At 73.4% G+C, this 14,157-nt stretch carries 16 protein-coding genes; 5 read left to right on the top strand and 11 right to left on the bottom strand.

Translation table 11 applies throughout. The annotated features are described in order from the left end of the window. The first annotated feature begins 32 nt into the window (after positions 1 to 32). Both corA and CFI00_RS11800 read left to right on the top strand, forming a co-directional pair. The gene (corA, locus tag CFI00_RS11805; protein WP_207081359.1) at positions 33 to 1,034 is read left to right on the top strand and encodes a magnesium/cobalt transporter CorA; all 1,002 of its coding nucleotides are present in this window, start codon (positions 33 to 35) and stop codon (positions 1,032 to 1,034) included. Further along, on the top strand, positions 1,025 to 2,263 hold the full coding sequence (locus tag CFI00_RS11800; RefSeq protein WP_242532347.1) for an MFS transporter: 1,239 nt from the start codon (positions 1,025 to 1,027) through the stop codon (positions 2,261 to 2,263). The genes corA and CFI00_RS11800 overlap by 10 nt, the downstream gene beginning before the upstream one ends. Here CFI00_RS11800 and CFI00_RS11795 read toward each other — a convergent pair. Beyond that, the gene (locus CFI00_RS11795; protein ID WP_242532346.1) at positions 2,229 to 3,053 is read right to left on the bottom strand and encodes an undecaprenyl-diphosphate phosphatase; all 825 of its coding nucleotides are present in this window, start codon (positions 3,051 to 3,053) and stop codon (positions 2,229 to 2,231) included. The two genes, CFI00_RS11800 and CFI00_RS11795, sit on opposite strands and share 35 nt — an antisense overlap. A 64-nt stretch (positions 3,054 to 3,117) precedes the next feature. Here CFI00_RS11795 and CFI00_RS11790 point away from each other — a divergent pair, with 64 nt between their 5' ends. From CFI00_RS11790 to CFI00_RS11780, 3 genes are all read left to right on the top strand, one after another. Then, positions 3,118 to 4,065: an aldo/keto reductase gene (locus CFI00_RS11790; RefSeq protein ID WP_207081358.1), complete on the top strand. Its 948-nt coding sequence runs from the start codon at positions 3,118 to 3,120 to the stop codon at positions 4,063 to 4,065. Positions 4,066 to 4,094: 29 nt separating this feature from the next. Next, entirely contained in the window at positions 4,095 to 4,322 is a 228-nt protein-coding gene (locus CFI00_RS11785; RefSeq protein ID WP_207081357.1) for a DUF5703 family protein, read from the top strand. Between the two features lie 97 nt (positions 4,323 to 4,419). After that, complete coding sequence (locus tag CFI00_RS11780; RefSeq protein ID WP_207081356.1) at positions 4,420 to 4,794, top strand: hypothetical protein; 375 nt, start codon at positions 4,420 to 4,422, stop codon at positions 4,792 to 4,794. A 13-nt stretch (positions 4,795 to 4,807) separates the two neighbouring features. Here CFI00_RS11780 and CFI00_RS11775 read toward each other — a convergent pair whose 3' ends face one another. From CFI00_RS11775 to CFI00_RS11730, 10 genes are all read right to left on the bottom strand, one after another. Beyond that, positions 4,808 to 5,284, bottom strand: a complete 477-nt coding sequence (locus CFI00_RS11775) for a DUF427 domain-containing protein (RefSeq protein ID WP_207081355.1) — start codon at positions 5,282 to 5,284, stop codon at positions 4,808 to 4,810. A gap of 9 nt (positions 5,285 to 5,293) precedes the next feature. Next, entirely contained in the window at positions 5,294 to 5,707 is a 414-nt protein-coding gene (locus CFI00_RS11770; protein ID WP_242532345.1) for an MmcQ/YjbR family DNA-binding protein, read from the bottom strand. Beyond that, positions 5,704 to 6,366, bottom strand: a complete 663-nt coding sequence (gene rpe, locus CFI00_RS11765) for a ribulose-phosphate 3-epimerase (protein ID WP_207081354.1) — start codon at positions 6,364 to 6,366, stop codon at positions 5,704 to 5,706. Before rpe ends, CFI00_RS11770 begins: the two co-directional genes overlap by 4 nt. Positions 6,367 to 6,434: 68 nt before the next feature. After that, positions 6,435 to 7,406 (bottom strand): non-homologous end-joining DNA ligase, encoded by a 972-nt coding sequence (ligD, locus tag CFI00_RS11760; protein WP_207081353.1) that lies wholly within the window; start codon positions 7,404 to 7,406, stop codon positions 6,435 to 6,437. Between the two features lie 26 nt (positions 7,407 to 7,432). Further along, positions 7,433 to 8,413 carry a hypothetical protein gene (locus tag CFI00_RS11755; RefSeq protein ID WP_207081352.1) on the bottom strand — a complete coding sequence of 327 codons (981 nt, stop codon included), beginning with the start codon at positions 8,411 to 8,413 and terminating at the stop codon, positions 7,433 to 7,435. Positions 8,414 to 8,691: 278 nt separating this feature from the next. Then, positions 8,692 to 10,005 carry a transcription antitermination factor NusB gene (locus CFI00_RS11750; protein ID WP_207081351.1) on the bottom strand — a complete coding sequence of 438 codons (1,314 nt, stop codon included), beginning with the start codon at positions 10,003 to 10,005 and terminating at the stop codon, positions 8,692 to 8,694. Beyond that, a complete protein-coding gene (locus tag CFI00_RS11745; RefSeq protein ID WP_207081350.1) occupies positions 9,998 to 10,423 on the bottom strand; it encodes an MmcQ/YjbR family DNA-binding protein in 426 nt (141 codons plus the stop codon). Before CFI00_RS11745 ends, CFI00_RS11750 begins: the two co-directional genes overlap by 8 nt. Continuing rightward, positions 10,420 to 11,361: a methionyl-tRNA formyltransferase gene (gene fmt, locus CFI00_RS11740; protein ID WP_207081349.1), complete on the bottom strand. Its 942-nt coding sequence runs from the start codon at positions 11,359 to 11,361 to the stop codon at positions 10,420 to 10,422. The genes CFI00_RS11745 and fmt overlap by 4 nt, the downstream gene beginning before the upstream one ends. A gap of 49 nt (positions 11,362 to 11,410) precedes the next feature. Then, positions 11,411 to 11,956, bottom strand: coding sequence for a peptide deformylase (def, locus tag CFI00_RS11735; protein ID WP_207081348.1), 546 nt, complete (start codon positions 11,954 to 11,956; stop codon positions 11,411 to 11,413). Positions 11,957 to 12,037: 81 nt separating this feature from the next. Further along, positions 12,038 to 14,056: a primosomal protein N' gene (locus CFI00_RS11730; RefSeq protein ID WP_207081347.1), complete on the bottom strand. Its 2,019-nt coding sequence runs from the start codon at positions 14,054 to 14,056 to the stop codon at positions 12,038 to 12,040. Positions 14,057 to 14,157: the final 101 nt, after the last annotated feature.

Here is a 14,157-nt window from a genome sequence, read left to right as displayed (position 1 = left end):
TAGCCAAGACGGGGTAGGACTAGCCTGACCGCGTGATCGTGGACAACGCCCTCTACCACCGGGGCAAGCGGGTGCCCCTCGGCGAGGGCGACCAGAGCCTGGGCCACGCGCGCGTCCCGTGCGCGCCCGGCGACTTCCAGTGGATCGGCATCCACGACCCGAGCCCCGACGAGCTCCAGCTCATCGCGGACACCTTCGACCTGCACCCGCTCGCGGTCGAGGACGCCGGCGACTCCCACCAGCGCCCGAAGCTCGAGCACTACGGCGACACGCTCTTCCTGGTCCTCAAGACGCTCTGGTACGTCGACGAGGAGGACGCGGTCGAGACCGGCGAGATCAACATGTTCGTCGGCGCCGACTTCGTGGTGACCGTGCGCCACGGCGAGGGCATCGACCTCGCCGACTCCCGCAAGGACCTCGAGGAGCGCGCGCAGGTGCTCGAGCACGGCCCGATGGGGGTCATGTACGCCATCTGCGACCGCGTCGTCGACGAGTACGAGCGCGTCGGCGCCGCCCTCGAGGAGGACGTCGACGAGGTGGAGGAGTCGGTCTTCTCCCCCGCCCGCACCGACGACTCGACCCGCATCTACGTCCTCAAGCGCGAGATCGCCGAGGTGCGTCGCGCGGTGGGACCGCTGCGCGAGCCGATGCGGAAGTTCTCGATGCACTCCGACACCGTGCCGACGATCCGCACGCCCATCCCGATCACGGCCGAGACCGCGACCTACTTCCGTGACGTCTCCGACCACCTCCAGCGGGTCTCGGAGGTGATCGACAGCCTCGACATCCTGCTGTCGACGGCCTTCGACGGCCACCTGGCACGGATCTCGGTGCAGCAGAACGAGGACATGCGCAAGATCTCCGCGGGCGCCGCCCTCGTCGTGGTGCCGACGCTGATCGCCGGGATCTACGGCATGAACTTCGACCACATGCCCGAGCTGCACTGGACCTACGGCTACCCCTTCGCGATGGCGCTGATGGCCGGGGTCGCGGCCGGGCTGTTCGCGCTGTTCAAGAAGTCCGGGTGGCTGTGACGCCTCCGTCCCCGACGGCCTGGCGTGTGGTGTGGTGGTTCGGCTTCGTCAGCCTGGCCGCCGACATGGTCTACGAGGGCGCCCGCTCGGTCTACGGACCGCTGCTGGCGGCGCTGGGGGCCTCGGCGGTCGTCGTCGGGCTCGTCACGGGGGCGGGCGAGGCGGTGGCGCTCGTGCTGCGGCTGGCCTTCGGCCCGATCGCGGACCGCACCAGGCGCTACTGGACGCTGACGATCGTCGGCTACGGGCTGACCGCGATCTGCGTGCCGCTGCTCGCGATAGCCCCACGGCTCGGCGTTGCCGGACTCGGCTTCGCCACGACCATGATCCTGCTCGAACGCTTCGGCAAGGCCGTCCGCTCGCCCTCGAAGTCGGCGCTGCTGGCGCAGGCGGCGAGCGGGGTCGGCCGCGGACGCGGGTTCGGCGTCCACAAGGCGCTCGACCAGGTCGGCGCGTTCGCCGGTCCCCTGGTGGTCGCGGGCGTGGTGGCCATCAGCTCGCTCTGGGCGGGGATGGCGGTCCTCGCCGTGCCGGGGGCGATCGCGATGGTCCTGCTCCTGGCGCTGAGGCGTCGGGTGCCGGACCCGGGGGTGTACGACGTCGCGCCCGCCCCACCGCGTCCGGGCGCCGGCGAGCGACGAGGGTGGTGGGCCGAGGCCGTCGGGGCCGGTCTCTCGGGCGACTTCTTCCGCTATGCCGTCGCCGCGTCCTTGACGACCGGGGCGCTCGTCACCTTCGGCATCATCGGCTACCACCTGACGGTGGAGGGGCTCGTGCCGGTCGCCGCCGTCCCGGTCCTCTACGCCGCCGCGATGGGGGTCGAGGCCGTCGCGGCACTGGTCGTCGGCGCGGTGTACGACCGTGCTGGCCCCCGCGTGCTGCTCCTCGTGCCGTTTCTCGTGGCCCTGGTCCCCGCCCTGGCGCTCGGCTCGGCGCTGGCGGCGGTGCTCGCGGGCGTCCTCGCGTGGGGCATCGCCCAGGGCGTGCAGGACTCGACGGTCAAGGCCGTGGTGGCCGACCTGGTCGAGGCGCCGCGCCGCGCGACGGCGTACGGCGTCTTCGCGGGGATCCAGGGGCTCCTGGCCATCGTCGGCGGGGTGGGCGCGGGCTGGCTCTACGAGCGCTCGCTGGTGGCACTGGTCGTCGTCGTGGCGCTCACCCAGCTGGTGGCGCTGGGGCTGCTGCTCGACACGTTCAGGCGCTCAGCACGCCTGCACCGAGCAGGATGAGCGTGCCGGCGCCCAGGAGGATCCGGTAGACGACGAACGGCGTGTAGGAGCGGGTGCTGACGTAGCGCAGCAGCCAGGCGATGGCGGCGTACCCCACGACGAAGGAGACGACGGTGGCGGTGATCGTCGGGCCCCAGCCGTAGGTGTTGTCGCCGTTCGGGATCTCCTTGAGCTCGAACAGGCCCGCACCCACGACCGCCGGGATCGCCAGCAGGAAGGCGAAGCGCGTGGCGGCCTCGCGCTCGAAGCCGAGGAAGCGGCCCATCGAGATCGTGGCGCCCGAGCGCGAGACGCCGGGGATGAGGGCCATCGCCTGGGCGGCGCCCATCAGCACCGCGTCCCTCATCGTGAGCTTGCCGAGCGGGCGGTCGGTGCGGCCGACGCGGTCGGCGATGCCCAGCACGACACCCATCACGATCAGCGTGGTGCCGATGATCCAGAGGTTGCGGAAGTCGTCCTCGATGATGTCCTTCAGCAGCACTCCGAGCACCACGATCGGCAGCGAGCCGACGATGATGTACCACCCCATCCGGGCGTCGAGCGTGCCGCGGTACTCCGGCTGGAAGAGCGAACGCACCCACGCGCTGCCGATGCGCCAGATGTCCTTGCGGAAGTAGATGAGCACCGCGAGCTCGGTGCCGATCTGGATGACGGCGGTGAAGGCCGCTCCCGGGTCGCCCCAGCCGAACAGCTCGGGGAAGATCCGCAGGTGGGCGCTGCTCGAGATCGGCAGGAACTCGGTCAGCCCCTGGATGATGCCGAGGACCACTGCCTTGAGGAGATCGATCACAGGGGGTGAGCCTACGGGCGCGTCACCGCCCGTCGGTGCAGGCCCCGTGGCTACCCTCACCTCCATGCAGCAGCGATCCGTCGGCGCCACCGGGCTCAAGGTCTCCCGTCTCGGCCTCGGCACCATGACCTGGGGTCGCGACACCGACGAGCACGAGGCGCGCGACCAGCTCATCGCCTTCACCGAGGCCGGCGGGACCCTGCTCGACACCGCGGCCGGCTACGGCGACGGCGCGAGCGAGGAGCTGATCGGCACGCTGATCGGCGACGTGGTCTCCCGCGACGAGGTCGTGCTGGCCACGAAGGCCGGCATCTCGCGGCGTACGGGCGAGCGGGTCACCGACACCTCGCGCGGCACCCTGCTGACCACGCTCGACGCGTCGCTCGCGCGTCTCCGCGTCGACCACGTCGACCTGTGGCAGGTGCACGTGTGGACCGACGAGACGCCGGTCGAGGAGACCCTCTCCGCGCTCGAGCTGGCCGTGTCGTCGGGCCGGGCGTCCTACGTCGGCATCTCCAACTACAGCGGGTGGCAGACCGCGCAGGCTGCGACGTGGCAGCGCGCCTTCCCCGGGCGTACGCCGCTCGCGTCCACCCAGGTCGAGTACTCCCTGCTGAACCGCCAGGTCGAGCACGAGGTGCTGCCCGCCGCGCAGGCGCTCGGCCTCGGCGTGCTTCCGTGGTCGCCGCTCGGTCGTGGCGTGCTCACCGGGAAGTACCGCACCGGCACGCCCTCGGACTCCCGTGCGGCCAGCGAGCACTTCGCGAGGTTCGTCGGCGCCTACCTCGACGACCGCGGTCGCGGCATCGTCGAGGCCGTCGCCCGCGCCGCGGACGGCCTCGGGTGGTCGCCGCTCGAGGTGTCACTGGCGTGGGTGCGCGACCGCCCCGGCGTCACCGCGCCGATCGTCGGCGCCCGCACCGCCGCCCAGCTCGACGGCGTGCTCGGGGTGGAGGAGCTGACGCTGCCGCCCGAGATCGTCTCCGCCCTCGACGACGTGTCCGCCGACTGACCGATCCCCCGACCAGACGGAAGAAGACCATGGCCAGGATCCAGCGCCGTCCCCCCGGGCGGGGCATCGAGTGGGAGTACGAGACGCTCGTGCTCCCGAAGGACTTCTCGCGCAACGTCGTCACGCGCCTGCTCGTCGATCGCGCCGAGCACGGCGGCTGGGAGCTCGACCGCCTGCGGATCGGCCACGACGGCAAGCGCCGCGTGGTGCTGCGCCGCAAGATCATCCGCCAGCGGTTGACCCTCTTCGCCGGCTGAGAGGCCGTCCATGGGGTCCGGACCCCATGTCGTCCCCCGCCGACGCGTGCTCGACTCGAGGAACGGGACCGGACGGTCCCACTGAGGGGGCACTGGCATGGCACGACGCAACCGCAACCGGCCCGAGCTGGCGATCGTGGAGCTCGCCGTCGACCCGGTCGACGTGGACCGGCAGACCTACCCCGTGCGGATCCGGCTCACGCGCCCGATGACGGCGTACGAGGCCGAGGGTCTGGCCGTGATGGAGCCGGGGCTGCGCACCGAGGGTGATGCGATCGTCGTGCCGGACGCGCGGCTCGACGACGTGGCGCGCGAGTGCGACACCTGGGCCCACCGTCTCGAGCGCGTGCAGTCACGCGCCGACGAGCTCGAGGGCGAGGCCCTGGTCGCGGAGAGTCGGCGGATCGACGAGCAGTCGCGCCACGGCTCCCACCTGCGGAGCCAGCAGGCCGACGACCGCGGGCTCCATTGATCCCACCGCGCACTCACCAGCCGGAGGTGCCGGGTGCTCCCTTGAAGGGGCCGGTCACCCGCGAGGTGATCCAGCCGCCGTAGAAGTGCCCGGGCTGCGGCTCGACGACCTCCCCGTCGACGGTGCACCGATCGACGCGTCCCGGGTAGAGCGCGACGTGGTCGAGGAGCTGCTCGAAGCCCTTCGACGGCGTCGGGTAGGTCCACGCGATGGCGGCCAGCACCTCGTCGCCGACGACGACGTCGAGGTAGTCGGCCTGCCCCTTCCACTCGCACCAGGAGGCACCCTCGCCCGGGCGCAGCACGCCGTCAGCGAACGCGTCGCGCGGGAGGTAGTAGGTCGGCGGGTGGCTGGTCTCCAGCACGCGCAGGCTGGCGCGGGTCTCGGCGATCACGACACCGCCGTGCGTCACGACGACGTGCTCGGCGCTCGGTTCGACGCGGGGCGGGCGGGGGTAGTCCCAGACGGACTCGGTCTCGACGGCGCTCATGCGACCAACCTACGGAGTGGGAGGTCGGCTCGTGAGCCACGCCTGACCACGCCTGGCCGAGGCCTGGGCGAGCCACGCCTCCTCCACGAGCTCGACCAGCTCGTCGCGGTCCACCTCGCCGACGCGCGAGGCCCTCAGCAGCACCGACGGGTGCCCGTCGAAGTGCGGGGTGGTGAAGAACGGCAACCGGTCGTCCTGGAGCAGCGCCTGCTTGTCGCCTTCCGAGGCGACCCACAGGACGATCACGTCGTCGTAGCGCTCCCCCGTGTCCGGGTCGACCGCATCGGGGCGTGGAGTCCGGAAGAAGACGAAGGACTTGCTCCCGACCTGGTAGACGGGATTGCTCTCGGGCCTGAAGACGGTGACGTGGGGCATCGCCTGCGCGGTGGCGTGGATGTCGTCGACCGTCGCCGGACGGGTCACGGAGCTGCTGCCTCGGCCTTCGCCCTGAGCTCGCGCACCATCGCGTCCGGGTCGTCGGCGGAGTAGACGGCCGATCCCGCGACGAACACGTCTGCGCCGGCCTCAGCGCAGCGCTCGATGGTCTCCAGCGAGACCCCGCCGTCGACCTGCAGCCAGGTCTCGAGGCCGTGCTTGCGCACCAGCTCGCGGGCGGTGCGGATCTTCGGCAGGCACAGGTCGAGGAACTTCTGGCCGCCGAAGCCGGGCTCCACTGTCATGATCAGCACCATGTCGAGCTCGGGCAGCAACGCCTCGTAGGGCTCGATCGGGGTGGCCGGCTTGAGCGCCATCGACGCGCGGGCACCCTGCGCGCGGATCTCGCGAGCCAGCCGAACCGGCGCCCTCGCCGCCTCGGCGTGGAACGTGACCGACCCGCAGCCCGCCTCGGCGTACGCCGGCGCCCACCGGTCGGCGTCCTCGATCATCAGGTGCACGTCGAGCGGCTGGGTGGCGTGCTTGCTGAGCGCCTCGATCACCGGCAGCCCGAGCGTGAGGTTGGGGACGAAGTGGTTGTCCATCACGTCGACGTGCACCCAGTCGGCGCTCGGGATCCGGGCGACTTCGTCGGCGAGGTGCGACAGGTCGGCGTTGAGGATGCTCGGAGTGATCTGGATGCCCACGGGGACGATCCTAGGGACCTGGCACGTCGTCCGCCCGGGCGGCTCGGCCCGGGCGGCCCGCGTCGGGTCTACGCCTCGTCCGGCTCCGGCGGCGCGGCAGCGCCCGCGGCCTCGTCGCGGTCCGCCCACTCCAGCAGCGGCGCGATGTCGAAGGGGTGCGCGTCGATGTCGGCGTGCAGGTCTCCGATCCGCGCAAAGCGCTCGGGCATCGTGAAGATCGTGAAGTCGTCGGGCTCGCAGTCGTCGACCTCGTCCCAGCGGATCGGCGCCGAGACGCGCGCCTCGGGCACCCCACGCACCGAGTAGGCCGCGGCGATCGTGTGGTCGCGGGCGTTCTGGTTGTAGTCGACGAACAGCTGCGCGGGGTCGCGGTCCTTGCGCCACCACGCCGTGGTCACCTCTCCCCCGGCCCGCCGCTCGACCTCGCGCGCGAACGCCAGCGCCCCTCGGCGTACGTCCTGGAAGCCGTGGTCGGGCGGGATCCGGACGTAGACGTGCAGCCCCGACCCGCCGCTGGTCTTGGGGAAGCCGGTGGCGCCGAGCTCGTCGAGCACCTCGTGGGCGACGTGCGCCACGCGCTGCACCGTGGCCCAGTCGCAGTCGGGTCCCGGGTCGAGGTCGATGCGCCACTCGTCGGGCTTCTCGGTGTCGGCGCGGCGGCTGTTCCACGGGTGGAACTCGACCGTCGACATCTGCACCGCCCAGATGACGCTGCCGAGCTCGGTCACGCACAGCTCGTCGGCGGTGCGCTTCCAGCGTGGGAAGAAGAGCTCGACGGTCTCGACCCAGTCGGGCGCACCGGCGGGCAGCCGCTTCTGGTGGACCTTGTCGCCGGCGAGGCCCTTGGGGAAGCGGTGCAGCATGCACGGGCGCTCGAAGAGCGCGTTGACGATCCCGTCGCCGACGGCGAGGTAGTAGTCGACGAGGTCGAGCTTGGTCGCCCCCGGCCCACCGTCGACGGGTGGGAAGTAGACCCGGTCGGGGTTGGTGACCTTGACGACGCGACCGTCGACCTCGACCTCGGTGAACGGCGACGGCATACCTCGACCCTAGCCGCGCGGTCGCGCTACTGCCCGGCGCCGTCCGTGGGCGTGGCGGGCTGCGCGACGGTGACGGTCACCGGCTCGGACCAGCCCTCGTCGGCGTACTGGCTCTGCGGGCGGTGCCAGCGCAGTTCGGTCGTCTCGGTGAGGGGTACGTCGACCCGGGCGAGACCGTCGGGTCCGGACAGGACGGGCTCGCCGACGGGCGCCCACTCCCCGCCGGGCCGGCGCGACTCCAGCACGAGCGTGTCGCCCGTGGCGCGTCCACCGCCCTCGGTGACCCGGCCGGTCACGGCCACGGACTCGCCGGCAGGGACCTGGGGTCGGTCGACCGCGACCGTGGTGGTGAGGGTGACGCCCTCGAAGTCGAAGGTGCTGCCCGATGCCGTCACGGCGTCGACGTTGAAGGCCCGGCCGTCGCAGCCGAAGCCCGTCACCACGAAGCCGGGCCCGTCGCCGTGACGGGCGGCGAGCTCGCCGGTCGTGGCGCGGCCCTCCTGGGCCAGGGGCGCCTGCGTGGTGAGGTCGACCAGCGTCCAGTCGTAGGCCAGCGACGAGGTGGCCACGGTCGTCCAGGAGCCCGCCTCGACGTCGACGTCGGCGCGCCCGCTCCAGGCGGTGCCGGGCGGGCTGTCGGGCGTCACGGCCATCACGTAGGACACGCCGCGGGTGCCGCCGGTCGCAGCGACGGACACCGACGCCTCGACGCCGTTGAGCGAGTCGAACGCGGCGTAGGGACCGGAGGCGGTGCCCGTGCCCGTCGGCACGATGCCGAGGGACCGGCGTCCCAGGGGCGCTGAGTAGGGACCGAGGTTCAGTCGGGATCCCGGCGCAGAAGTGGTGCCGTCGAGCGAGTCGCAGCCGACATAGGTCATGAAGACGTCGGCATCTCCGGTGACCGGACCGGTCAGGGTGCGCGACCCGTCGGCGTACGCCGTGCTCGTCCCCGCGGCAGCCAGCGCCGCCATCGTCACGACGGCTGTCGCCCTGCTCCGCACTCGCATCCGTTCCTGCTCCCCGTCGCCCGCCGCACCCCTCCGGTGCGCCGCACTGCGACCATCATGGTGGGGTTCGGAACGGATGTGAACAGGTGGTGCGCAGATGTCCCCCGAATGTCACCTGTCGGGGTGGATGTCGGCGCGGCTGGCTAGGTTGGCGCCATGTCGTTCAGGGGCGTCGACGTCCCGCGCCACCCGGTGCGTCGCGTCGAGCCGCGCTGTGACCGCGGTGCCGTGGTCCTACCTGCGGCACCTCGAGGGCGACTGAGGCGCGAGCCGTCGGCTCAGCGGCGGCGCAGGGTCGCCGCGAACATCGCGTCCGTGCCCTCGCGGTGAGGCCACAGCTGGAAGCGGTCGACCTCCTCGGTGTCGTCGCGACGGCCCAGCACGGCCGTCACGACGTCGGTGGTCTCGGCGACCACGGGCGAGCAGGTCGCGTAGACCACGACACCGCCCGGGCGCACCGACTCCAGCGCCACGTCGAGCAGCACCTGCTGCAGGGCCGTCAGCAGGAGGATGTCGTCGGGGGTGCGCCGCCAGCGCGACTCGGGCCGTCGCCGAAGCGCGCCGAGGCCCGTGCACGGGGCGTCGACCAGGACGCGGTCGAAGGTGCCGGGCAGCCACGCGGGACGCGCGCCGTCGCCGGCCAGCACGTCGAACGACCCGGCCGGAAGGGCGCGCATGGCCGAGGCGACCAGGGCGGCGCGGTGGGGCTGCCGCTCGTGCGCGACCAGCCGGGCACCTCGCTGGGCGGCCAGCGCGGCGAGCAGCGCCGCCTTGCCGCCGGGACCGGCGCACAGGTCCAGCCAGCGCTCGTCGCGTCCCTCGAGCGGGGCGTCGGCCATCGCCAGGGCGACGAGCTGCGAGCCCTCGTCCTGCACGCCGGCACGGCCCTCCGACACGGCCGGGACGCCCGACGGGTCGCCGCCCTCGAGCACGACGCCGTACGGCGAGAGGCGGGTGCGGGTGCCACTCACGGCCTCGAGCTCCTCGACCGACGCCAGACCGGGGCGGGCGACCAGCGTGACCCGCGGCGCCGCGTTGTCGGCCGCCAGCAGGTCCGCGAGCTCGTCGTCGTCCCCCAGTGCCTCCGCGAGGGCGTCGACGACCCAGCGCGGGTGCGACTGGGCCACCGCGAGGTGACCCCGACGATCCGTCTCGGCGTCAGGCGCGACCTGGCTCACCCAGTCGGCGAGGTCGCGCCGGCTGATGGCGCGCAGCACCGCGTTGACGAGCCCGGCGGGGCCCTGTCCGACGCTCGCGCGGACCAGGTCGACGCTGGTCGAGATCGCCGCGTGGTCCGGCACCCGCATCGACAGCAGCTGGTGGGCGCCCAGGCGCAGCACGTCGCGCACCTCGGCCTGCAGCTTCGGTCGCGTCAGGCAGGCGTCGATGATCGGGTCGTAGAGGCCCTGCATGCGAATGGCGCCGGAGGAGAGCTCGGTGGCGAGCCCGGCGTCACGACCCTCGAGCCGGTGCTTGCGCAGCACCTGCGGCAGCACGAGGTTGGCGTAGGCGTCGTCGACCCGCACGGCGGTGAGGACGTCGAGCGCTGCCCGGCGCGGCCGGTCGACCGGACGTCGGCGACGCTCACTCACCGAGGTGCTCCCGGACGAGCGCGCGCGGGGCCTTCGCCGCCCACGCGTCGGTGATCACCTCGGCGAGCTCGGCGCGACCGATCTCGTCGAGGCGGGACTGCTGGACCAGGACGGCGTTGTAGCCCTTGAAGTGGTCGATGGTGAAGAACGGCGTCGACGCGTCCTCGACGAGGGCGTGCTTCTCGACCTCCGTCGGCGTCATGATGACCACGAGGTCGTCGTACATCTCCCCGGTCTCCGGGTCGATCGCCGTCCTGCCCGGGGCGCGGTAGAGCACGAAGCCCTTGCCCTTGTCCCCGCGCGGCACCTTCCACGTGGGTCGGTCACCCCACGAGGTGCCGAGCTCGGTCTCGGGCAGCGACGCGCAGATCTCGTCGATGTCCTCCGGGCGTGCGGGCCGGTCCTCGGGGGTGCTCACCCGGTCGGCTCCTCGGCGCCGAGGCGCACCCCGGACTCCAGGCGTACGCCACGGGCCCAGTCCGCGGCGGCCATCTCCTTCTTGCCGAACGCCTTGACCTGCCCCAGCCGGACGGGCGTGGTGCCGGTGCCGACGTGGACCGCGTTCTTGGTGACCTCGATGACGCCGGGCTCGAGCTGCGGGTGGTCGGTCGGGGTGACGGGACCGATCTTCATCCGCTCGCCGGCGTACGTCGTCCACGCACCGGGCGCGGGCGTGCAGGCCCGGACCTGTCGGTCGATGCCGACCGCCGGGTGGGTCCAGTCGACGCGGGCGTCGTCGACCAGGATCTTCGGGGCGAAGGACACCCCCTCGGCCTGCTGCTCGCGGGCCTCCAGGCTGCCGTCCTCGATGCCGTCGAGGGTCTGCACGAGCAGGCCGGCGCCGCCCTCGGCGAGCCGCTCGAGCAGGTCACCCGCTGTGTCGCCGGGACGGATCCTCTCGGTCATGACCCCGAAGACCGGACCGGCGTCGAGCGCCTTGACGATGCGGAAGGTCGTGGCGCCGGTGACCGCGTCGCCGGCCCACAGCGAGTGCTGGACCGGTGCGGCGCCCCGCCACGACGGCAGGACCGAGAAGTGCAGGTTGATCCAGCCGTGCGGCACCAGGTCGAGGGCCGACTGCGGCAGCAGCGCGCCGTAGGCGACGACCGGGCAGGCGTCGGGACGCAGGTCGGCGAGGGCTGCCTGGAAGTCCGGGTCGCGCGGGTGCTCGGGCTTGAGGACCGGTACGCCGAGCTCCTCGGCACGCTGGGCCACCGGGCTGGCGACCAGCCGGCGCCCGCGACCGCTGGGGGCGTCGGGGCGGGTGACCACGCCGACGAGCTCGTGGCGGCTCGCGGCGACGGCCTCGAGCGCGGGGACGGCGACCTCGGGGGTGCCGGCGAAGACGACGCGCATCAGTCCTGCTTCCTGGTGGGGCGGGTTCGGGTCACGGGGTCGGTGGTGCTCAGCGGGCGAACCCGTGGGTCGGGTGCGGGCTGACCCGGACGGTGGGCCTCTCGAGGCCGAACCACTCGGACTCGCGGATCTCCTTCATCGCCGCCTTGCGGGCGTCGGTGTCGAGCTTGTCGATGAAGAGGATGCCGTCGAGGTGGTCGGTTTCGTGCTGCATCGCGCGGGCGAGCAGCTCCGAGGCCTCGATGCGCACCGGCTCCCCGTGCACGTCGAAGCCCGTGGCCACGACCGAGAGCGCGCGCAGGCAGTCGTAGGTCAGCTCCGGCAGGGACAGGCACCCCTCAGCGCCGTCCTGCGTCTCGTCGGAGAGCTGGAGCGTCGGGTTCACCAGGTGGCCGACCTCGCCGTGCACGTTCCAGGTGAAGACCCGCAGCCCCACGCCGATCTGCGGCGCAGCGAGGCCGGCCCCGGGCGCGGCCAGCATCGTGTCGGTGAGGTCGGTGACGAGCTGGCGCAGCTCGCGGTCGAAGCTGTCGACCTCGATCGCGCGCTGGCGCAGCACGGGATCGCCGAAGAGGCGGATGGGCTGGACGGCCACGGAACTCCTTGGGACCTGGGGACTGCTGGGCTCGGAAGGCACCCAAGTCTAGGGACGGAGCCGCAGCGGGTCCCATCGGCGCTAGAGGCTGAGCGGATCGACCTGGATGCGCACCGCCTCCAGCTTGCGGGCCGAGCGCAGTCGCTGCAGGTCGCCGAGCGCCTCCGACAGGGCCGTCGCCCGCGACCGTGGCACCCGCAGCACCACGCGGTGCTCCCCGGGGTCGTGCTCGAGCGGCACCGGGCCCAGCACCTCGGCCCCGTCGGGCAGGTCCAACAGGTGGAGCACGTCGTCGAGCGCTCCCAGCTCGCCGGTGACGGTCGCGATCCTCGCCGCCGGCGGCAGGTGGGCGGCGGCGCGCTCCTCGCCCTCGCGCCGCGCGAAACCGGCCGGGTCCCAGCGCACGAGTGCCTGGAGCGCCGGGTGGGCCGGGTCGCCGACCGCCACCACGTGGCCGCCGGCGCGGACGAGGACCGCGGCGTTGAGCCAGCGGCGCAGGGCCTCCTCCCCCGCCCTGAGGTCGTCGCGGGCCAGCGTCAGCCAGGTGTCGAGCAGCAGCACGGCGGCGTAGCCCTCCTCCGCCACCGGCTCCGCGCCGACCGTGGCGACGACGATGTCGTGCGCGGGTCCGACCTGGTCGAGCACCCGCTCGCCGCTGGAGCTGCGCACCGTCGTGCCGGGGAACATCCGGCCCAGCTCCTCGGCAGTGCGCGCCTCGCCCCGGACCGGGGCCCGCAGGCCGCGGCCGCGGCAGGTCGGGCAGGACCACGCGGACTCGACGTGCCCGCACCACCGGCACTGCGGCGGCACCGCCGGTCCGGGGATCGTCAGCGGTCCCGTGCAGGCCGTGCAGCGCGCCGGCGTACGGCACGTGTCGCACGCCAGGGACGCGGCGTAGCCGGCCCGCGGGGTCTGCACGAGCACCGGACCCGACTCCAGCCCGGCGCGGAGCGCGTCGTAGGCGGCGCGCGGGACGCGGGTGCCGATCGAGCGGTCCTCGCCCGGCACGGCCTCGACGCGGACCCGGCGCCGGAGGTCCGGGCGCGGCACGGACAGCTCGTGGACCCACCCGGAGGCCACCAGCTGCTGCACCTCGGGGGTGCGGGCCACCCCGGCGAGCAGGACGGCCGTCGACTGCTGCGCAGCGCGGGTGAGCAGCACGTCGCGGGTGTGGGGGTAGGGGGCGCGCGGCTCGGCGTGGAGGTCGTCGCCGTCGTCCCAGACCACGACCAGGCCGAGGTGGTGGACGGGCGCGAAGGCCGCGGCTCGGGTGCCGACGACCACGCGGCGGGCCCCACGCGAGACCGCGAGGAACTCGCGGTAGCGCGCGGACGGGCCCGCGTCGGCGGTGAGGCACACGTGGTGGCCAGGACCGAGCTGTGCGTCGAGCGCTGCGCCGACCCTGGCCACGTCCCGGGCGTCGGGCACGCACACCAGCGCGCCCTGACCCGCGGCGTACGCCGTCGCGACGACCTCGGCCAGCATCGCGGGCCAGTCGTCCGCGGGCGCGGCCGACCACGCAGCGCGGGGCGACTCCCCCGCAGCCAGGCGGCGCAGCAAGGCGTCGGCGTGCTCGACACCCGACCATCGGGACGGGCCGGTCGGCGCGACGGGCGTCGGAGCCGGCTCAGAGGCGGCCTTCTCCGCGGTCGCGTGCCGTGGCGGCACGGCGAGCCGGAGCACGTCGGAGCGGGCTCCGGCGTAGCGGTGGGCGAGCGTCCGGCTCAGCTCCGCGACCTCGGGGGCGAGGACGGGCTCGGGGCTGACCACGCGCCGCAGCGGCTGGAGGGTGCCGGTGTGGTCGGTCCGGCTGGAGCGCTCCACGACGAAGCCGTCGACGTCCTGGCCGGCGAAGCGCACCTTCACCCGCGCTCCGGGGACGGCCGTGTCGGCCATCGCGCGCGGGACGGCGTAGTCGAAGGGGCGGTCGAGGTGGGCCAGCGCGATGTCGACGAGGACCCGCGCCACCGGGTCGGTCTCGGCCGGTTCCCACGACGCGGCCTTGCTGCGTCGGGTGGCGGCCGCCTTGGCGCGGGCGTCGTCGACGGCAGCACGAAGCCCCGGGAGCATGTCTGCTTCCGGGGCCTCGTGATCGCTCATGCGGTGGATTGTGTCAGCGACGTACGACGGTCCGACCGCCGCCGCCTCGCCCGCTCGGGGTTGTCAGGCTCTCGCTGAGGTTGTCGGCCCGTGCACGGCCT

It is taken from the genome of Nocardioides sp. S5, assembly GCF_017310035.1.
Lineage (GTDB): Bacteria > Actinomycetota > Actinomycetes > Propionibacteriales > Nocardioidaceae > Nocardioides.
This window is presented reverse-complemented; position numbering and strand designations above follow the sequence as displayed.